The following is an 18,672-nucleotide window of genomic DNA, read 5'->3' as shown; positions in this document are numbered from 1 at the left end:
GCCGCTTAGCCCGCGTTCGCCTGCACGATTTCGTTGATGAGCTTGTTGACCGGCTCAAGTTTGATTTCGCGCGCGTTGCTCTCGTAGGCCGGCGCAGCGCGGGTCTGGGTCGCCAGCATCGCACCGTCGCGGGTGGTGGTGTCTACCGTCACCAGCGTGGAAAGCCCGATACGCAGCGGATGATCGGTCAGCTGCTTTTGATCCAGCTCGATACGCACCGGCAGACGCTGAACCACTTTGATCCAGTTCCCGGTCGCGTTCTGGGCGGGGAGCAGCGAGAAGGCGCTGCCAGTGCCCATATCCAGGCCCACCACTTTGCCGGTGTACTTCACGTCATCGCCGTAGATGTCGCTCACCACGGTAGCCGGCTGGCCGATACGCATGTGCGCCAGCTGGGTCTCTTTGAAGTTAGCATCGACCCACAGATGGGTTGCAGGCACCACCGCCATCAGCGGTGTGGTCGGGCTGATTTGCGCCCCCGGCTGGACCGCGCGACGCGAAACGTAGCCGGTGATCGGGCTGACGATTTTCGTACGCTGCAGGGCAAGCCAGGCATTACGCACTTCGGTAGCCGCGTCTTTCACTGCCGGCTGATCTTCCAGCGTGGTGTTGAGTACCATCGCCTGGTTGGCGTTGTACTGCTGGATAGCCACATCGAGCTGCGCCTGGGCACTGGCAACGGCGTCACGCGCGTGCTGCAGCTCCTCACGGCCAATCAGGTTAGCGCTGCCGAGCGGCACGCGGCGGTTGAAGTCGCTCTGCGCCTGCGCGAGCGCAGTCTTCTGTACCTCAATGCTGGCCTGCAGCTGCTTGCTGTTGATCATCAGCTGACGGGTCTGGCGTACGCTCGAGGCCAGCGCGGTCTGCGCTTTTTCAAACGCCTGCTGGGCATCGGTCGGATCGAGGGTGACCAGCACATCGCCCTGCTTCACGAAGTCGGTATTCTCAGCCCAGACTTTGGTTACGCTGCCGGACACCTGGGACATGATCTGTACCTGGTTACCCGCCACGTAAGCGTCGTCGGTCTCTTCGGCATAACGCAGCACCAGAAACCAGTAAATACCCCATGCCAAAGCAATAACAATAAAGAGCAGGGTCAAAATCAGCAGCACGCGCTTGCGCTTGCCGGATTTATTCACCGCTTGCTGCGGGGGGGTGTTCTCCGCATTTGCGCTCATGTTTTTCTCCACGATCTACTTTTTTTGTCATCGGCTGAGCCGACCTGTTTTATCAGAAAGGCCAGCAGTAAACTGCTGGCCTGTCAGTGTATCTCGTACAAAGCGAACGGACGTTTGCGAAACGAGCCGCTATCGTTACTTCGCGGTGGCGGCGATGAGGGTTTCGTCCTCATCCATCTGGTCGAGACGGGTAAGTAACTTGCGAGTGATGTGCTCCAGCTGCTCTTTTTCCGCCACGCTCAGGGCAGCCCAGAGGTGGTGCAGGCAGTTGTGCTGAGGGGGAAGTACCTGGCGCAGGAACTCATGACCTTTATCCGTGAGATGCAGGTGCAGGCAGCGGCGGTCATTGTCGCTTTCACGGCGCTCAATCCAGCCACGCTTTTCCAGTTCGTCAGCGATACGCGTAGCGTTAGTACGGGATGAGCCAAGCGCACAGCTCAGCTCGGAAGGCTGAATGCTGTGATTCTCCTGAGACTCAAGCGTAATCAACGCCATAAACAGCGTCTCGTTAATCCCCTGAGCTTTCAGCATCTTATTGCGGTTTTCCAGCAGCTTACCCTGCATATGCATACAGAGACGCGTCAGAAGGATCTCCTGGTACGGGAAATCTTCGTAGCGACTGGCGCGAAATTTTAGCATTTGTTCAATGGGCGTAAACGAACTATCCATCAGGTGTGACCTCATTAATTGCAGCCGATATAGTAACGACGGTAACAAATAAAGTAAATGTAATATTTGTCTGCGTTATGCTTCATACATTGCGTTACCGTCAGGGGTTGCGCATCAATCCATCATGCGCAACAGAAGCAGCGGTACGCTGCTGGCGTGATGTTTCCCGTCGCGGCCAGACGCCTGCGCGCCGGACGCAGCGCGGCCTGCCGACATCGCGTCAGGCATCGAACGTTCGCACGGTTGGCGGGCGCAGCGGCGGGAAAGGAGAGATCGAGTATCTTAACGCCTGTTACACAGGCGCTTAATGCGAGAGGGAAGGCAGGTGGCGCGCCGCGGCGTAAGTCGGGCCGGGCATCAAGTGTACCTTCTGGTAGTCGTACCGTCGGGCCATAAGTGGCTGGCGGACGCATCGCAGAAATATCCATGTCAGATGTAATAAATCACCAACGTTAAAATCACTCGATTCAATAACACCCCTTAACCTTATCAGAGTGTTTACGCCCTTAACACCCTGAAAGGGCGGTTAAGGGCGTAAAGAGGACTGTACGCGATCAGTGGATCTCGCTCTGGCGGTGATATCCTCGCCACCACACTACCAGATTTAGCAGGGCCACCACCGCACCGGCGATACATACCCCGTTCCATCCAGCGTGCTGATATGCCGATGCCGAGATCAGCGACCCGGCGGCACCACCAATAAAGTAGCTGGTCATATAGCCCGCAGTAAGACGGTTACGCGCATCGGGCTGCACCCGGTAGATCACGCTCTGATTGGTGATGTGTACCCCCTGGACCATCAGATCGAGCACCAGGATGCCGACCATCAGCGCCAGCACCGAATACTGCCCGGCCGCCAGCGCAATCCATGACAGCAGCAGCAGCACTAATCCCCAGGTAGTAGTGTGATGCGCTTTGCCTTTATCCACCAGTCCGCCGACCGGTCGTGCGCCCAGCGCGCCTGCGGCACCCGCCAGCCCGAACAGGCCGATGGTGCCATCGGAGAAGTTAAACGGTGGCGCGGCCAGCAGAAACGCCATCGAAGTCCAGAGGATGCTGAAGTTAGCGAACGTCAGGCAGCCCAGCAGCGCCCGGGTACGCAGCAGCGGATTGCGGGTAAACAGGCTGAACACCGAGCCGAGCAGCTGCGGATAGTTAAGGTGAGTTTCTGATTTCATCTTCGGCAGGCCGCGCCACAGCGCGAACGCCATCACCACCATCAACCCCGACGCGACCCAGAATACGGTGCGCCAGCCGCCGAGGCTGGCGAGCAGCCCGGAGACGGTGCGGGCCAGCAGAATGCCGAGCAGCAGGCCGCTCATGATGGTGCCGACCACTTTACCGCGCGTCTCCGGCGTGGCGAGCGTCGCCGCCAGCGGGACGAGGATCTGTGCCACCACGCTGAACAGGCCGGTGAGGGCCGTGCCGAGGATCATCATTCCCAGCGACTGACTGGAGGCGGTGATCAGCAGCCCGCCGGCGGCCAGCAGCGTCATCACCACAATCAGCCTGCGGCGTTCAAACATATCGCCGAGCGGCACCAGCAGCAGCAAGCCTGCCGCATAGCCGAGCTGAGCGGCGGTAACGATAAAGCCCGCCTGATTTGCACTGAGGGAGAAGGCGCGCGCGATGGTGTCGAGCAGCGGTTGTGCGTAATAGTTACTGGCGACAGCAAGGCCAGTGGCGACAGACATCAGCGCGATAAGCGCCGGGCTAAGCCCTTGATCGTGTTTATTCATTTATATGAGTTATGTTTCCTTTGCCAGGAGGACATCATAACCAATTGCGCGGCGGAGGTGAGGACGGGAAGGTGTTGGTTTGTGCGCTTTGCGGCTGGCGGCGCGCCGTTGTTGTGTTGCACGCGCCTGCCCATAAAAAAGCCCCTCGCCGTGAGGGGAGGGGCTGAAGAGAAGGTTAACGTACGGTTACTTCTGGGCGGCCAGTGCTTCTTTCACCCAGCCGTCGAACTGCTGCTGGTGCGCTTTGATCCAGCCGTCAACGTGACCCTGCACGTCGGCTTCTGAGGATTTCCCTGCACGCATCATCGCATTCTGAGCGTTGATGTCAGCGATCGGCAGCTTCATCACGGCAAACAGCTTCGCGGCGGCCGGGTTCTTCTCAGCCCAGGCCTTGTTCGCCACGATGTGCATGGTGTTCACCGGGAAGCCGTAGTTAGCGCCGTTCGGCAGTTTGGTATCAATGTCTTTCTGCTCACCCGGCAGGGAAGAGAACGGCACCTGCAGCCAGACCACATCTTTACCCGGCTTCAGCACGTCGCTTACCCAGTACGGCGTCCAGGTGTAGTACAGCACCGGTTTGCCCTCTTTGAAGCGGGTGATGGTATCCGCCATCATGGCGGCATAGTTACCCTGGTTATGCACCACGGTATTTTTCAGGCCGTAAGCATCCATCTGATGATTAATCACCGCTTCGCAGCCCCAGCCAGGCGTGCAGCCGGTCATATCCGCTTTGCCGTCGCCGTTGGTATCAAACAGCTTCGCGATTTTCGGATCTTTAAGCTGCTCAATGTTGGTGATTTTATACTGCTCGGCGGTTTTACGGTCGATGAGATAACCCTGCGCCGCGCCGGTGACGAATACCCCTTCACGGTAGAACTTGTTATCGCCGCCTGCTGCCGCGTACATGTCGTCATGCAGTGGCTGCCAGTTCACGGCGGTAAACGTGGCATCGCCAGCAGCCAACGAGGTGTACCCGACGTTGTAATCCACTTCGCTGGTGGCGTTCACGGTATAGCCGAGTTTCTCCAGCGCGCGGCTGACCAGCAGCGTCTGGAACGACTCTTCAGTGATGGTGCTCTGCACCGGCTGCACGGTGATGCCTTTACCCGGCAGGTCGGCGGCAAAAGTGCTGGTGGAAACAAGGGTGGCAAGGGCCGTAGCAAGAATTACGCTATGTCGCATCGTTGTTCCTTATTGTGATGTTCAGAGTGGTGCTGTGCCGGTGGGAAAACCACCGCGGATAACGCATCGCGCCCGGCAGGATTGCGCCGGGCGCAGAGGCGATTATTTAATGAAAGGACGCGTGACCAGACCAATCGGACCGGAGGTGTACCAGCGGCGGTTGCCGCGTGACCGGGAATCACGGCCCATCGCCTGGGTCAGACGGTCAAGGATGATGGCGAGGATCACAATCCCCACACCGCCCACGGTAGCAAGACCCATATCGAGTCGGCCAATACCGCGCAGTACCATCTGGCCCAGACCACCCACGGCGATCATCGAGGCGATAACCACCATCGACAGCGCCAGCATCAGCGTCTGGTTGATGCCTGCCATGATGGTCGGCATGGCCAGCGGGAGCTGCACTTTAAACAGCATCTGACGCGGGCTGGCACCGAACGAGCGCGAGGCCTCGATCAGGTCAGCCGGCACCTGGTTGATACCGAGAATGGTGAGGCGCACCACTGGCGGCAGGGCAAAGATAATGGTCACTACCACGCCCGGCACGTTGCCGATACCGAACAGCATCACGATCGGCACCAGATAAACAAACGCCGGGGTGGTCTGCATCGCATCCAGCATGGGCCGAATGATCTTCGCTGCCCGTTCGCTGCGCGCCAGCCATATGCCGAGCGGCAGGCCGATGACAATACAGAACAGCAGCGCCGTCAGGACCAGCGCCAGGGTGATCATCGCCTGCGACCAGGCACCAATGGCACCGATGGCAATCAGCGACACCAGGGTCGCAACGCCCATGCCGACGCTGGAGATCTGCCAGGCAATCAGCGCGAACAGGATAATCGCCACCGGGGCCGGCATGCCGAGCAGCAGCTGCTGGAACGCGCTGAGGATATAATCCACCGGCACGCGGATGCCCTGGAACACCGGGCGGAAGTGCAGCACGATCCAGTCGATGGCCTCGGTAACCCAGCTGTCGAGCGGGATCAGGGTCTTATGGAACGGGTCCATGATGTTGAAATGTTCAGGCGCGGGTGCCGGTGCGCTGGTCAGCCAGTCGGTTGAGCCATCGGTAGGCGTCTGCGTCGGGCTACCCCAGGCATCGGCGCTGCCGCTGGCGGCATCCTGTGCCGGTGCGGCTGCATTGCCCCACGCGTCTGCGCCGTTGGCAGCATCCTGGGTTGCTGCCTGATTTGCGGCATCCTGGGTCTGCGCCCCGGTCTCCCACGGATTAGTGGTTTGCTTACTCATTGTTTGCCCCCTCGCGATCTAAAGCCTTCAGCAGCATCCCTTTCGAGATGATGCCCAGATACTGCTGCTCTGCGTCCACCACCGGCACGGCGCAAGGCGCGATACCAACGGGCGTGAGCAGTTCGCTCAGTGGGGTGTCGGCCTCAACGGCTGACGGCGTATCGAGCAGCGCCGCATCCAGCCCCTGGCCGGCAGCGAGGGCGGCTTTCAGGGAATCGATAGACACGGTGCCAACAAACCTGTTGCCGCGCTCAATCACGTAACCGAAGTCGCGATCTTCATCCTGAAGTAGTTTCAGCGCGGAACGCGGACCGAAGCCCGGGGTTTTGCGCAGCAGCCCCACCGGCGTACGGCGGGCAATATCTTTGGCGCTGAACACCTGGCTAATATCGACGCCGCGGAAGAAGGTGCGCACATAATCGTTGGCCGGATTATTGAGAATTTCATCCGGCGTACCGACCTGCACCACTTCGCCATTTTGCATAATGGCAATGCGGTCGCCGATGCGCATGGCTTCGTCGAGATCGTGGGAAATAAACACAATGGTGCGCTGATGTCTGGACTGTAATTTCACCAGCTCATCCTGCATTTCGCTGCGAATTAACGGATCGAGCGCCGAGAAGGCTTCGTCCATCAATAAAATATCCGGATTAATTGCCAGCGCGCGCGCCAGACCGACACGCTGACGCATGCCGCCGGAGAGTTCATCCGGATAAGAATGCGCATAATTTTCCAGCCCGACCTGACGCAGGGCGTCAATGGCTTTTTCCTGACGCTCTTTCACCGGCACGCCGGCTAATTCCATACCGAACGCGGTATTATCCACCACGGTCATATGGGGCATCAGGGCGAAGGACTGGAATACCATCGCTATCTTTTTCCTGCGCACCTCGCGGAGCTCGGCGTCTGATATTCTGGCGATGTCGGTGCCATCAATCAAAACCTGTCCACGGGTAGGTTCAATCAGGCGATTGAGAAGGCGAACCATAGTGGATTTCCCGGAGCCGGATAATCCCATGATGACGAATATCTCGCCTTCTTCAATGGCCAGACTGGCATCAATGACGCCAAGTGACAGCCCGGTTTTCTCTAATATCTCGTTTTTCGAAAGCCCTTTGTCGATATATTTAAATGCCCGATCGGGGTGCTCGCCGAATATTTTATAAAGGTTTTTAACTTCTAATTTAATTGCCATGCAATAACATTATTCCTGTTATATATCGATAGTATTACCATTTGTGTGTGAAATAAAAACTGGCTATACCCTAACATACTCAGATTCTGAGACAACCCTCAAATGATTTGTGGCATGGAATTTGCCAAAGGCTGGTGGCGCGGGTTTCCCATGATATAAGGGCTGAGCGGTGATTGTTACAGGCAGATATTTTTGCAAATCTGGCGGGTAATTTCGGGTGAAACTGTTCGGATTCTTACGAAATTAATGTAAATATCAGTAGCAATACCAGGGAAAATAGTGGGTAAAAAAATAGATGGCGAATAAAAAAATAATGGGGCGAATAAATCGCCCCATGTGGAAATGAAATTACCTGAATTCGCCGTCAGAAATTCCAGTCTTCATCTTCGGTTTCCACCGCTTTCCCCATCACATACGAGGAGCCGGACCCGGAGAAGAAATCGTGGTTTTCATCGGCGTTGGGCGACAGCGCGGCGAGGATCGCCGGGTTAACTTCCGCCATCTCAGCCGGGAACAGCGCCTCGTAACCGAGATTCATCAGCGCTTTGTTGGCGTTGTAGCACAGGAAGGCGTTAACCTCATCGGCCCAGCCCACGTCCGCATACAGCGCCTCCGTATAGGCCAGTTCGTTATCATAGAGATCCATCAGCAGGTCGAGGGCAAAGGATTTCAGCGCCTCGCGCTCGCCTTCGCTCACTTTCTCCAGCCCTTTTTGATACTTGTAGCCAATGTAATAGCCGTGCACCGCTTCGTCGCGAATGATCAGACGAATAAGATCGGCGGTGTTCGTCAGCTTGCCGCGGCTGGACCAGTACATCGGCAGCCAGAAGCCGGAGTAGAACAGGAACGACTCCAGGAACACGCTGGCAATCTTCTTCTTCAGCGGATCGTCGCTGGCGTACTGCGCCATAATCAGGTCGGCTTTGCGCTGCAGCGGGGCGTTCTCTTCGCTCCAGGCATAGGCGGCGTCCACCTCTTTGGTCTGACAGAGCGTGGAAAAAATCGAGCTGTAGGAGCGGGCGTGCACGGCTTCCATAAAGCTGACGTTCGACAGCACCGCCTCTTCGTGTGGCGTGATGGCATCCTGCATTAACGTCGGTGCGCCGACGCTGTTCTGGATGGTGTCGAGCAGCGTCAGGCCGGTGAAGACGCGGATTGTCAGGCGCTGCTCCGCCTGGCTCAGGGTCTGCCAGGCCGGAATGTCGTTAGACAGCGGCACCTTTTCCGGCAGCCAGAAGTTGCTGGTCAGGCGGTTCCAGACTTCAAGATCCTTGTCGTCCTGAATGCTGTTCCAGTTGATTGCCGACAGGCGCGTTAAACGGGTCATCTTCTCTCCTTACAGCGCGCAGGACACGCAGCCTTCGATCTCAGTGCCTTCCAGCGCCAGCTGACGCAGGCGAATGTAATACAGCGTCTTGATACCTTTCTTCCAGGCATAAATCTGCGCCCGGTTGATATCGCGGGTGGTGGCGGTATCCGGGAAGAACAGGGTCAGCGACAGCCCCTGATCGACATGGCGCGTAGCCTCGGCGTAGGTGTCGATGATTTTCTCCGGGCCGATCTCATAGGCATCCTGCCAGAAGGCGAGGTTGTCGTTGGTCATAAAGGGGGCGGGGTAGTAGACCCGCCCGGTTTTCCCCTCTTTACGGATCTCAATGCGCGACACAATCGGGTGAATACTGGAAGTGGCGTGATTGATATAGGAGATAGAGCCGGTCGGCGGCACCGCCTGAAGATTCTGGTTGTAAATGCCGTAGCGCATCACGTCGTCGCGCAGCTGCTGCCACATCTCGCGGGTAGGAAGCTCAATACCGGCGCGGTCAAACAGGGCGCGCACCGCTGCGGTTTTCGGCTCCCAGCGCTGCTCAAGATATTGAGTAAAGTAGTCGCCGCTGGCATAGCGCGACTGTTCAAAGCCCGCGAAGCGCTGGCCGCGCTCTTTCGCCAGCAGCATTGACGTGTGCAGGGCGTGCCAGGTGATGGTGTAGAAGTAGAGGTTGGTGAAATCCAGCCCCTCCGGCGAACCATAGGCAATGCCTTCCCGCGCCAGATAGCCGTGCAGGTTCATCTGCCCCAGCCCGATGGCGTGCGACGCCGCGTTACCCGCCTCAACAGACGGCACTGAACGGATATGGCTCATGTCGGATACCGCCGTCAGGCCGCGCACCGCGATCTCAACGGTGCGACCGAAGTCGGGGGAATCCATAGTATGCGCGATATTCAGCGAGCCGAGATTACAGGAGATATCCTTTCCGGTATCCGCGTAATCCAGGTTTTCGTCATAGGTCGAGGCGGTGTTGACCTGCAGGATCTCCGAGCACAGGTTGCTCATGTTGATGCGCCCGGCAATCGGATTGGCGCGGTTCACGGTATCTTCGTACATGATGTAGGGATAGCCGGATTCAAACTGGATCTCCGCCACGCGCTGGAAGAAGTCGCGGGCGTTAATCCAGGTTTTGCGCACCTGCGGGTTCTCCACCAGCTGGTGGTACAGCTCAGAGATCGCCACATCGCCAAAAGGTTTACCGTACAGGCGCTCAATATCATAGGGCGAGAACAGCGCCATTTCGGCGTTCTCTTTGGCAAGCTGGAAGGTGATGTCCGGGATCACCACGCCCAGCGACAGCGTCTTGATACGGATCTTCTCATCAGCGTTTTCGCGCTTGGTATCAAGAAAACGCAGGATGTCCGGGTGATGCGCGTGCAGATAGACCGCCCCGGCACCCTGACGCGCCCCGAGCTGGTTGGCATAGGAAAACGCATCCTCCAGCATTTTCATTACCGGGATCACCCCCGAAGACTGATTTTCGATGCGTTTGATTGGCGCTCCTGCCTCGCGCAGGTTGGAAAGCAGAAATGCCACGCCGCCACCGCGTTTGGAGAGCTGCAGCGCCGAGTTCACCGCGCGGCCAATGGACTCCATATTATCTTCAATACGCAGCAGGAAGCAGGAGACCAGCTCGCCGCGCTGGCTTTTGCCACAGTTAAGGAAGGTCGGGGTGGCGGGCTGGAAGCGCCCGGCAAGGATCTCATCCACCAGCGCCTGCGCCAGCGCGGTATCGCCCTGCGCCAGCGTCAACGCCACCATCACCACGCGGTCCGGGAAGTGTTCCAGATAGCGTTTGCCATCGAAGGTTTTCAGGGTGTAGCTGGTGTAGTACTTCCACGCGCCCAGGAAAGTCTGGAACTGGAAACCGCTGCTGGCAGCCCGTTCAAACAGCGAAATAACAAAGGGGCGCGCGTAGCGGGCGAGCACACGGTTGTCGTAATAGCCCTCCGCCACCAGCCAGTCGAGGCGCGCTTGCTGGTCCGGGAACGCCACGGTGTTGGGCAGCACGTGCTGGCTGAAGAATGCCTCCACCGCCTCTCTGTCTTTCTCAAACTGAATGCGGCCCTGCTTATCATAGAGATTCAGCATGGCGTTCAGTGCATGGTAATCGGGCGCGGCGGCGATCACGCGCTCTGCGGTTGTCGTTGCCAAAATTCGGTTACTCCCTTACGCACATTTTCAATGTCTTGCGGGGTGCCCATCAGCTCGAAGCGATAGAGGTAAGGCACCTGGCACTTAGCGGCAATGACTTCCCCGGCGCGACAGAACGCCTCGCCAAAATTACGGTTGCCCGCGGCGATCACGCCGCGCAGCAGGGCGCGGTTATGGTCGTTATTTAAGAAGCGGATCGCCTGACGCGGTACGGCACCCGCCGTACCACCGCCACCGTAGGAGGGCACTACCAGAATGTAGGGCTGATCCACTTCAATCCGCTCACGCTCGTTAACCGGAATACGCACCGCCGGCAGGCCCAGCCGCTCAATAAAGCGGTGCGTGTTCTCCGAGGTGCTGGAGAAGTAGACCAGCAGGCTCATGCGCTGGCCGCGATGTCGTTGCGCAGACGGTTAATCATGTCCGGGCGGAAGCCGCTCCAGCTTTCATGGTCGGTGACTACCACCGGCAACTGGCGGAACCCCTGCGCGCGCAGGTCCTCAATGGCCTCCGGCTGCTCGTCGAGATTAATCAGTTCGAAAGCGAAACCGCGGCTCTCCATCGCGCGTTTGGTGGCGTGGCACTGAACACAGTCATTTCGAGTGTAAATAGTAATGCGCATGATTCGTATTTCCGTTTAGAATGCCAGCGCGCCGCGAGAATTCGCGGTGCTTCTGGGGTTGCCTGATGAAATAAATACTAGATGTAGTTAAAAATAAATTCAACCACGCAAGATATGGTGCTTCTCATGAAAAAGAGGCTGGCTGAGCGCCAGGGCGCATCACGCCTGGGATCGGGCGAAAAAGAGAAAGTCGCGTGGAAGAAACAGGCATAAAAAAACCCCGCAGCACAGGCGACGGGGTAAAAAAGGCATAGCTAATGAGGGTCGAGCAGGGAGTTAGCGGCGGGTCAGCAGCGCTCCGAGGAAAATACCTGCGGCAGCCGCAGCACCCACGCTATACCACGGCTTATCGCGCACGAAGGTATCGGCGCAGCCGGCAGCATCGCGTGCCGCCTGGGTAACGCGGCCACGGCCATTCATACGGGCGCGGGTTTCACGCAGCAGGGATTCTGCTTTACGACGCGCGGTATCCGCTTCGCCTTTGACATCGCTGCCCAGGGATTTCAGCACGTCTTCCAGCGAGTCGGCCAGTTTGCTGACGTCACTGTTAATATCATCAACGGCATAATCGACTTCGTTTTGGCTTGGTCGTCTAAACATTCGTTTTCTCCTTTGGGTTCAACGTGTTTAAAAGTGTAGCCTGGATTTTTGGCCTCTGAAGCGAATCGGCAACAATGCACGCCTTTCTGGACTTTTCCGAAAGCCCCGCTAATGCTCCTTATTGTAAGGTTGCGAAGCAGTACTGCTATGACGAGGAAAAGCTATGTATTTACGACCCGACGAGGTGGCACGCGTTCTGGAGAAAGCCGGATTTACCATGGATGCCGTGACGCCAAAGACCTATGGTTACCGCCGCGGTGAAGATTATGTGTATGTGAATCGCGAGGCACGTCTGGGCCGCACGGCGCTGGTCATTCATCCGACGTTAAAAGAGCGCAGCCAGTCGCTGGCCGACCCGGCCTCTGACATCAAGACCTGCGATCACTATCAGGAGTTTCCGCTCTATCTGGGTGGGGAAGCGCAAGCGCATTACGGCATCCCGCACGGTTTCAGCTCACGCATTGCGCTGGAACGTTACCTGAGCGGCCTGTTCGGCGACCCGCAGTAACACGGCGACGGGAGCGTCCCGTCGCACATCATAAGCTACAGCAGGGCACCAGGCTGCTGCGCCACGCGAAACAGGCGGCGGCAGTACTCCAGAAAATAGCCGTACGCGGCACCCATCATCATCGACACCACGATATTTGAACTGACGGCAGTGACAATCTGCTGCGCGTCTGCCCCCACGCTCCAGAGGATCACCGCATACACCGGAGACTGGAACGTCACATAAGCCAGCACATCCGCCCCGGTCTTAATCCAGCCCGCACCGCCGAGACGGCGCGCGGCGCGCATGGCGCTGTCGCGGTACAGCCCGTAGGGCCAGGCAATGACCATATTGATGGGGATCGCCACCAGGCGGGAAGAGAGCGACTGCTCAAAGCTCATGCCGGAGATAAATATCTCAATCATCATGTTAACGACGGAGCAATATACCACCATGGCAAAAATGTCAGCCGCCGCGTGGCGCAGGCGAGAGTGCGCAGAGAACATCGCAATGCTCCGGAAATGAAAAAAAGGTTAACAAACAGAAGGACAGAATGGCCTTTTACGATGGCAACAGAGTATATGGCTGGATATAACAAGGCAATTAGCGTTTAATTTTTATTTATTGGCCTTTTGTCTACAACATTCTCTGTGGTGCGATGAAATCACGTTACGATCGCGATCTTTGGCGGTGATGCAACATAAGTTCATTAAATTCAATGGTTTATTTTTTATTCATTATCTGGCAAAGGGCGTCATCGCGCGGCGTAGTCTGTAATATAAGGCTGGCAGCAACACTAACGGGAATGAGTGATTTTATTTTGCATATTGCGAAAAGGTAGTGAAAAACTCTGTTAAAGTGGAGTGAGTACTTATTCATTTTAATGCGTAGTTATGCGTATTCAGGGGAGGGCGGGCCTCCCCGGACAGGTCAGCAGACGCCGAAATCGCCGTCTTCTTTATACAGCGCCAGATCGGCCGCTTTAACGGTAACTTTGTCGCCCTGTTCATTGTCAGCGCGCACGGCGACCACCTGGTCATCGTTAACTTCCAGGACTTTCAGCTTCGGGCCGCCCATACGCGGCTGTACGTAATCACCAGGGTTAAACATTGCGTCTCTCCTTTTATGAGGTTGTTAACAGTAACCATAGCTCAACTGAATACTACGGTATAGCGATGCGTCGCGCTTTTACTTCTTAAAGTATTGGTCTAATTACATGATATGCCATCGTTTTCCTGAGCTTCTGCGCTGAACTGAAGCAGAACCTGAGCGGCAATAAACAGCATTTACCGCGCCAGTGACGGCACTCATAATCCAGGGAAATGTGAGCCGGGGTAAAGTAGTGTCGGCACGGTGGACGTTTCAGCGAAGCGAGCTACAATTAATTGTTAGCATTTACAATAACCTGGAAGACGTAACACAGGAGTAGCTATGGGTTTCTGGAGAGTCGTACTAACTATCATTCTGCCGCCGCTGGGCGTGCTGCTGGGTAAGGGCTTCGGCTGGGCGTTTATTATTAACATTATCCTGACGCTCCTCGGCTACATCCCCGGCCTCATTCACGCGTTCTGGGTACAGACGCGCAACTAAGTTTGCTAAAGCCACCGCTGGTGGCTTTTTTTACGCCTGCTTTCTGTACCTCAGTGTCCATTCAGGCTGGTAACGCGTAAGCTGTGCTGCCGGCTCATCATAAAAGGACATTAATCATGGCAGATACTCTCTACTGGAACCGCATGGTGCCGGAACTCACCGTCAGCGATTTCACCGCCTCGCTGCATTTTTACGTTGAGATCGTGGGTTTTACCGTCATGATCCGCCGCGAGGAGCCGGACTTCGTCTACCTTAATCTCGGTGAAGCGCAGCTGATGCTGGAGGCATATCACGACGGGGGATGGAACACCGACGAGCTGGTTCACCCCTTTGGCCGCGGCGTAAATTTCCAGATAGAAGTGGATGATGTCACCCCCGTGCTGGAGCGCCTGCAGCAGGCTGGCGTCGCGCTTTACCGTCCGCTACGTGAAAATCGCTACCCCACCGCCGACGGCATCGCCTGTCAGCGCGAATTTCTGGTGCAGGATCCCGACGGTTATCTGCTGCGTTTTAGCCAGTACCTTGAAGCATTATCTGAAGAGTAACCCGCAGCGGATAAATTATAAGCGCCGCTGTATATATAAAAATAACGAACCCTTGCACGGTATCACTCCCGGCGTATTATCCGCAGCCAATTCAGGACGCGACTCGCAGCGGAGGCAGTATGTCGGCAGTTATCTTCCCCAAAATTATATTCAAAACCCGGCGCTGGATGGATGACTATAGTTCCGATGATATGCGCTATGGTGATTTAAGCGAAAGCCAGCTCAGGAACGACTTCCGGCTAACGGATATTTCTGCGCATGTGGACCCCTGGCGACTCACCACATTTCGCGCCTCCCCGCAGCGGCAATCCTTATTTTATTCACCCACCATAATTCAGGAAAAGATAACCCCAGCGCGGTGCGCCAGCCTGCTGTTTGATGAGTTCAGGCAGCTGGCGCGCATGTTTTCATTTTACGGCCCGTACCAGCATGTAATTGGCGAAATGATTACTCATATGCAGAAAAACAGCGGGATGCCGTTTCGCAGCAGCAGCCTTGATGCTGCGCTGCGGGAACAGATAATGAGTGATACAAGCCGTAAAAGCTCACTGTTAAAGATCAATAAAGCGTTAAACGCAGTCATAGACTGGGATAAGCAGATAGTGGGAAGTTCACTTGAGGAGGCCGTAATAGCGCAGCTAAAAGATACGGTATTACCTAAATTCATTCGACTGAAAGACTCAATAAATGGCCTTGCACTGGTGGTGCATGATACTTCTGCAACACGCATTACTCTCAATACATTGACAATCGAAAATAATAGCTATCGAGGCACTGTGACTTTTGAGGTGCAGGACCATTTTGGGCTCGATAAAAACGATATTCGCAGCAAGGTTTTTTATCAGTTCCGCCTGTTTCGCCTGTGGTTTTACCTCCAGCGTTCGCAGCAGTTTGGCTACAGGCCTTTCATGACTAACATGCAGGCAACGGTGGAAATATCAGGTATGCGCGATGAAAAAATGTAAGGCAATACTCTTAATTTCAGCCGTATTCATCGTAATCTGGCTTATGTATTTAGCATTGAGTCCGACAAAGATTGTCGCTGTCCATATTAGTGATGGAGCCGCAAGGATTTTACTGGAAAACCCTCCGCTAACACGGCGCACTAAGATCCTCTGGTGGAAGCAGAATGCTGAGATGCTGCGACAGCAGTACAACATTCCGATTATTCATACGGATGGCTATTTCTATGTCAGCGTCTGGGATTTTGCTGACGGTTATAAAGAGGAGGAGGATAAAGATCGGCTCTGTTTCGAGGATATGCCCGAACCCCGAAACTGCATCGAAAAAGAGTGGGTGATGACGGTGCAGCGTTCAGTAAGTACTAAACGTATTACTTTCGATATTGGTAACGATAGCTATGAAATGCTGCCTGACGGGCGTCTTCGCAAGCGGCATTTCACATGGACAGTACGTTAGCAGGCAATAAGGATACGCGTAATGAAAAAACGCACCGCGTTCGCAGGCATTATTATTCTAACCGCCCTGATATTATTAATATGGATCACCCTGAGAACGCCTGAAATAAAGGCCGTTCATCGTGAATCATATTTCACCAGCGTGCTGATTGAAAACCCACCCCTTACCGCTCGCGGCGCGCTGACATGGTGGCGGGAGAATCAGGCAATGCTGAAAGCGCAATACCATATTCCTCAGGAGGACTGCGACCAGGTGTTTTATCTCAGCCTCTGGGATTTCGCTGACGGATATAAAGAGGAAGAAGATAAAGACCGGCTCTGCTTCGATGATATGCCCGCTCCGCGCAACTGCATCGATAAAAAATGGGTGATGACCGTCTCACGCGCCAGAAACGGCAAACGGATTTACGTGCAGGCGGGCACCCGCACCTGGGTACAGAGTGACGGCGGGGAATATATCAGCGTGGCGGATGATGAATAGCCACGCGGTCATTTTTTTTCTGCCCGCGCTGCGCATATAAAAAAATAACAGGCGATACTCTCAATTTCAGCGCGGGTTACAGTAATCCGGCTTATGTATCTGGCTCTGCATGGGAAAACGATCGGCGCAGTGCCCCGATCGTAGACATGGAACCGGTTAACCCGCCCCCACACCGCCCTGAATTAACGCAGAAAACGACTGCGCCGCGTCCTGCTCGCTGCATTGGCCGTTAATCATCAGCATCGACAGCGCATCCCCCGCGCCGATAAGGCCTGCGCAGCGGCGATACAGCTCGTCATCGGCCAGGGTACTCCATGGTTTGAGCGTTGCGGCGAACAGACGGACGTACTCCTCGATCAGCTCTTTATGTACGGCGACCATCTCTTCGCTGCCACCCAGCGCGGAACCAATGGCATGCCACTCCCCGCTGGAGTCTGCCGAGCAGTGGACCCAGGCGCTGGCCAGCACGTCGGCGGTGGCCTGCAGGCTTTTCGGCGCTTTGCTCAGCGCGTCGCGCAGCACGACAGAGTGCTGTTCATCGAGCGCACGGTACATGGCGGTTAACAGCCCGGAACGTGTCCCGAAGTGCTCATAGGCAACAGGCTTCGATACGCCCGCCCGCGCGGCCAGATAACCCAGCGTCAGGCGGTCGGCACCTTCTTCACGAATAATTTCCAGGGCGATATCCAGCATCTGTGCCCGACGCGCCGCGCGGCTCAGGCGGCCGGTAGCGGGAGCGTCCGGTAGCGTTGTATTTTTCACGGCAGGCCTCTCAGGGTTGCACAACTTACTATCAGTAGCTACATTGTTACTAATGGTAGGTTACTAAGAGTAACTTACCGAGCGTAAGTTATCTTAACTAACCCAGAGAGGTATCGCAATGTCACACGCACCCCTGCTTCTGATCGGCGGTTCCGGCGTGGTTGGCCAGTTTACCGCCCGCGCTATCCGCGCTGAACATCCCGATGTCCCGCTGCTTATCGGCGGACGCAACCTGGCGAAAGCGCAGGAGGTCGCCGCCAGCATTCCTTATGCCGGGGGCGTGGCGGTGGATCTGGCCGCCGACGATCTGGGCCTCGGTGACCGCGAGGTCGGCGGCGTGGTGGTGCTGGTGAAGGATGAGAGCCTGGCGAGCGTGCGTTTCGCCCAGGCACGTGGCGTGCCCCACGTCAGCATCTCATCGGGCGCAGCGGAGATTGGCCCCGACGTGGCCGCCTGGATCCACCGGCCGGACGCCAGCGCCGTGGTGCTGGGCGCGGACTGGCTGGTGGGGGCCGCCACTATCCCGACGCTGAAACTGGCCGAACGCTTTAGCCGCGTCGCTTCAATCAAGGTGGGCGCCTTGCTGGATGAACAGGAATCCGCCGGACCGGCCACCGAGCATGACTTTAAGCGCCTGGGCGAGATCATGCCCGCCGCGCTTACCCGTCGCGACGGGGCGTTCTTCTGGCGCGCCGGTGAAAACGCGCAGGCGCAGTTCCACGCCGTAGACGGCACCCCGGTGCAGGCAACCGCTTTCTCGCCGTTCGACATCATGGGGCTGGCCAACGCCACGGGCGCGCCGGATATAGCGTTCAACCTGGCGACGGCAGTTACGTCATCGCGCCGCCGTGGGGAGGCGATGTCCACCGAAATTATTATTGAGATAAGCGGAGAAGGGCATGACGGGCAGCCGCTGCGCCTGCGACAGGCGGTGGTGCACCCGCAGGGCCAGCGACCGCTTACCGCCGCCGGCGTGACGCTCCTGACCGAGCGTGTCACCGGGCTCGACGGACGTCCGGCCCCGGCACCGGGTCTTTACTTCCCGTATCAGCTGATTGATTTTGACACCTGGTATGCGCGCATTCAGAAAACCGGCGGGCAGCTTCTGACGTTAGACGTGCTGTAAGGCAGCAGGCAGGCCTTGTGCTGCCTGCCTGATTTGCACCTGGCATCGGTTAACGCCAGCGTAGCGTCTTTCTCATCATCCGTTGCCGATCCACGAACTGGCCGTGCGCATCATAATAGCGGCTCGGCCAGATAGCCTGCGGCGGCATGTCCAGCGCCTCGGCAATCAGCTTTTCGCCTTTTGGCCATGAACGATTTAGCGCATTACTTAGTGTGGACGACGCCAGCCCCGACGCGCGCGACAGCGCCGCCAGGTTGGTGCCACGCTTCTTCAGCGCGGCGATGATGTCGGCGGGGTGCCAGTCCTGGTGTGTTGCATGTGACATTTACAACCTCCTTGTGGGTTTGAA

At 56.7% G+C, this 18,672-nt stretch carries 22 protein-coding genes; 7 read left to right on the top strand and 15 right to left on the bottom strand.

Going from position 1 to position 18,672, the window contains the following annotated elements:
* Nucleotides 1-5: 5 nt before the first annotated feature.
* From emrA to KFZ77_RS15095, 11 genes are all read right to left on the bottom strand, one after another.
* A complete protein-coding gene (gene emrA / locus KFZ77_RS15145) occupies nucleotides 6-1,178 on the bottom strand; it encodes a multidrug efflux MFS transporter periplasmic adaptor subunit EmrA (RefSeq protein WP_264384657.1) in 1,173 nt (390 codons plus the stop codon).
* A gap of 135 nt (nucleotides 1,179-1,313) precedes the next feature.
* Nucleotides 1,314-1,847: a transcriptional repressor MprA gene (gene mprA, locus KFZ77_RS15140; RefSeq protein ID WP_031523030.1), complete on the bottom strand. Its 534-nt coding sequence runs from the start codon at nucleotides 1,845-1,847 to the stop codon at nucleotides 1,314-1,316.
* A gap of 554 nt (nucleotides 1,848-2,401) precedes the next feature.
* Nucleotides 2,402-3,586 carry an MFS transporter gene (locus KFZ77_RS15135; protein WP_264384656.1) on the bottom strand — a complete coding sequence of 395 codons (1,185 nt, stop codon included), beginning with the start codon at nucleotides 3,584-3,586 and terminating at the stop codon, nucleotides 2,402-2,404.
* A 186-nt stretch (nucleotides 3,587-3,772) separates the two neighbouring features.
* The gene (gene proX, locus KFZ77_RS15130) at nucleotides 3,773-4,768 is read right to left on the bottom strand and encodes a glycine betaine/L-proline ABC transporter substrate-binding protein ProX (RefSeq protein ID WP_264384655.1); all 996 of its coding nucleotides are present in this window, start codon (nucleotides 4,766-4,768) and stop codon (nucleotides 3,773-3,775) included.
* 102 nt (nucleotides 4,769-4,870) lie between these two features.
* The gene (gene proW / locus KFZ77_RS15125; RefSeq protein WP_264384654.1) at nucleotides 4,871-6,016 is read right to left on the bottom strand and encodes a glycine betaine/L-proline ABC transporter permease ProW; all 1,146 of its coding nucleotides are present in this window, start codon (nucleotides 6,014-6,016) and stop codon (nucleotides 4,871-4,873) included.
* Entirely contained in the window at nucleotides 6,009-7,211 is a 1,203-nt protein-coding gene (gene proV / locus KFZ77_RS15120; protein ID WP_031523036.1) for a glycine betaine/L-proline ABC transporter ATP-binding protein ProV, read from the bottom strand. The genes proW and proV overlap by 8 nt, the downstream gene beginning before the upstream one ends.
* A gap of 364 nt (nucleotides 7,212-7,575) precedes the next feature.
* A complete protein-coding gene (gene nrdF / locus KFZ77_RS15115) occupies nucleotides 7,576-8,538 on the bottom strand; it encodes a class 1b ribonucleoside-diphosphate reductase subunit beta (RefSeq protein WP_264384653.1) in 963 nt (320 codons plus the stop codon).
* Nucleotides 8,539-8,547: 9 nt separating this feature from the next.
* Complete coding sequence (gene nrdE, locus KFZ77_RS15110) at nucleotides 8,548-10,692, bottom strand: class 1b ribonucleoside-diphosphate reductase subunit alpha (RefSeq protein WP_264384652.1); 2,145 nt, start codon at nucleotides 10,690-10,692, stop codon at nucleotides 8,548-8,550.
* Complete coding sequence (gene nrdI / locus KFZ77_RS15105) at nucleotides 10,665-11,075, bottom strand: class Ib ribonucleoside-diphosphate reductase assembly flavoprotein NrdI (protein ID WP_264384651.1); 411 nt, start codon at nucleotides 11,073-11,075, stop codon at nucleotides 10,665-10,667. Before nrdI ends, nrdE begins: the two co-directional genes overlap by 28 nt.
* Nucleotides 11,072-11,314 carry a glutaredoxin-like protein NrdH gene (gene nrdH / locus KFZ77_RS15100; RefSeq protein ID WP_031523043.1) on the bottom strand — a complete coding sequence of 81 codons (243 nt, stop codon included), beginning with the start codon at nucleotides 11,312-11,314 and terminating at the stop codon, nucleotides 11,072-11,074. The genes nrdI and nrdH overlap by 4 nt, the downstream gene beginning before the upstream one ends.
* 276 nt (nucleotides 11,315-11,590) lie before the next feature.
* A complete protein-coding gene (locus KFZ77_RS15095; RefSeq protein ID WP_031523044.1) occupies nucleotides 11,591-11,914 on the bottom strand; it encodes a DUF883 family protein in 324 nt (107 codons plus the stop codon).
* 163 nt (nucleotides 11,915-12,077) lie between these two features.
* On the opposite strand from KFZ77_RS15095, the gene KFZ77_RS15090 reads away from it, so the two are divergent.
* Nucleotides 12,078-12,422, top strand: a complete 345-nt coding sequence (locus KFZ77_RS15090; RefSeq protein WP_264384650.1) for a DUF2002 family protein — start codon at nucleotides 12,078-12,080, stop codon at nucleotides 12,420-12,422.
* A gap of 35 nt (nucleotides 12,423-12,457) precedes the next feature.
* On the opposite strand, the gene KFZ77_RS15085 is transcribed toward KFZ77_RS15090, so the two are convergent.
* Together KFZ77_RS15085 and KFZ77_RS15080 are read right to left on the bottom strand one after the other, a co-directional pair.
* Nucleotides 12,458-12,907, bottom strand: a complete 450-nt coding sequence (locus KFZ77_RS15085) for an L-alanine exporter AlaE (protein WP_264384649.1) — start codon at nucleotides 12,905-12,907, stop codon at nucleotides 12,458-12,460.
* Between the two features lie 424 nt (nucleotides 12,908-13,331).
* The gene (locus tag KFZ77_RS15080) at nucleotides 13,332-13,511 is read right to left on the bottom strand and encodes a hypothetical protein (RefSeq protein ID WP_031523050.1); all 180 of its coding nucleotides are present in this window, start codon (nucleotides 13,509-13,511) and stop codon (nucleotides 13,332-13,334) included.
* Between the two features lie 321 nt (nucleotides 13,512-13,832).
* Between KFZ77_RS15080 and KFZ77_RS15075 the strand changes: the two genes are divergently transcribed.
* The 5 genes from KFZ77_RS15075 (at nucleotide 13,833) to KFZ77_RS15055 (ending at nucleotide 16,435) form a co-directional block, all read left to right on the top strand.
* On the top strand, nucleotides 13,833-13,991 hold the full coding sequence (locus KFZ77_RS15075; protein WP_035891369.1) for a YqaE/Pmp3 family membrane protein: 159 nt from the start codon (nucleotides 13,833-13,835) through the stop codon (nucleotides 13,989-13,991).
* Nucleotides 13,992-14,107: 116 nt separating this feature from the next.
* The gene (locus tag KFZ77_RS15070; RefSeq protein WP_264384648.1) at nucleotides 14,108-14,536 is read left to right on the top strand and encodes a bleomycin resistance protein; all 429 of its coding nucleotides are present in this window, start codon (nucleotides 14,108-14,110) and stop codon (nucleotides 14,534-14,536) included.
* A 119-nt stretch (nucleotides 14,537-14,655) separates the two neighbouring features.
* Nucleotides 14,656-15,501, top strand: coding sequence for a DUF3289 family protein (locus KFZ77_RS15065; RefSeq protein ID WP_264384647.1), 846 nt, complete (start codon nucleotides 14,656-14,658; stop codon nucleotides 15,499-15,501).
* Nucleotides 15,488-15,955: a DUF943 family protein gene (locus KFZ77_RS15060; RefSeq protein WP_264384646.1), complete on the top strand. Its 468-nt coding sequence runs from the start codon at nucleotides 15,488-15,490 to the stop codon at nucleotides 15,953-15,955. Before KFZ77_RS15065 ends, KFZ77_RS15060 begins: the two co-directional genes overlap by 14 nt.
* Nucleotides 15,956-15,976: 21 nt before the next feature.
* Nucleotides 15,977-16,435 carry a DUF943 family protein gene (locus KFZ77_RS15055; RefSeq protein WP_264384645.1) on the top strand — a complete coding sequence of 153 codons (459 nt, stop codon included), beginning with the start codon at nucleotides 15,977-15,979 and terminating at the stop codon, nucleotides 16,433-16,435.
* 156 nt (nucleotides 16,436-16,591) lie between these two features.
* On the opposite strand, the gene KFZ77_RS15050 is transcribed toward KFZ77_RS15055, so the two are convergent.
* Nucleotides 16,592-17,197, bottom strand: a complete 606-nt coding sequence (locus KFZ77_RS15050) for a TetR/AcrR family transcriptional regulator (protein WP_264384644.1) — start codon at nucleotides 17,195-17,197, stop codon at nucleotides 16,592-16,594.
* A gap of 118 nt (nucleotides 17,198-17,315) precedes the next feature.
* On the opposite strand from KFZ77_RS15050, the gene KFZ77_RS15045 reads away from it, so the two are divergent.
* Complete coding sequence (locus KFZ77_RS15045; protein ID WP_264384643.1) at nucleotides 17,316-18,323, top strand: NAD(P)-dependent oxidoreductase; 1,008 nt, start codon at nucleotides 17,316-17,318, stop codon at nucleotides 18,321-18,323.
* 49 nt (nucleotides 18,324-18,372) lie between these two features.
* Here KFZ77_RS15045 and KFZ77_RS15040 read toward each other — a convergent pair whose 3' ends face one another.
* A complete protein-coding gene (locus KFZ77_RS15040; protein WP_264384642.1) occupies nucleotides 18,373-18,648 on the bottom strand; it encodes a helix-turn-helix domain-containing protein in 276 nt (91 codons plus the stop codon).
* Nucleotides 18,649-18,672 lie beyond the last annotated feature (24 nt).

It is taken from the genome of Siccibacter colletis, from assembly GCF_025914095.1.
In the GTDB taxonomy this organism is placed as follows: Bacteria; Pseudomonadota; Gammaproteobacteria; order Enterobacterales; family Enterobacteriaceae; genus Siccibacter; species Siccibacter colletis.
This window is presented reverse-complemented; position numbering and strand designations above follow the sequence as displayed.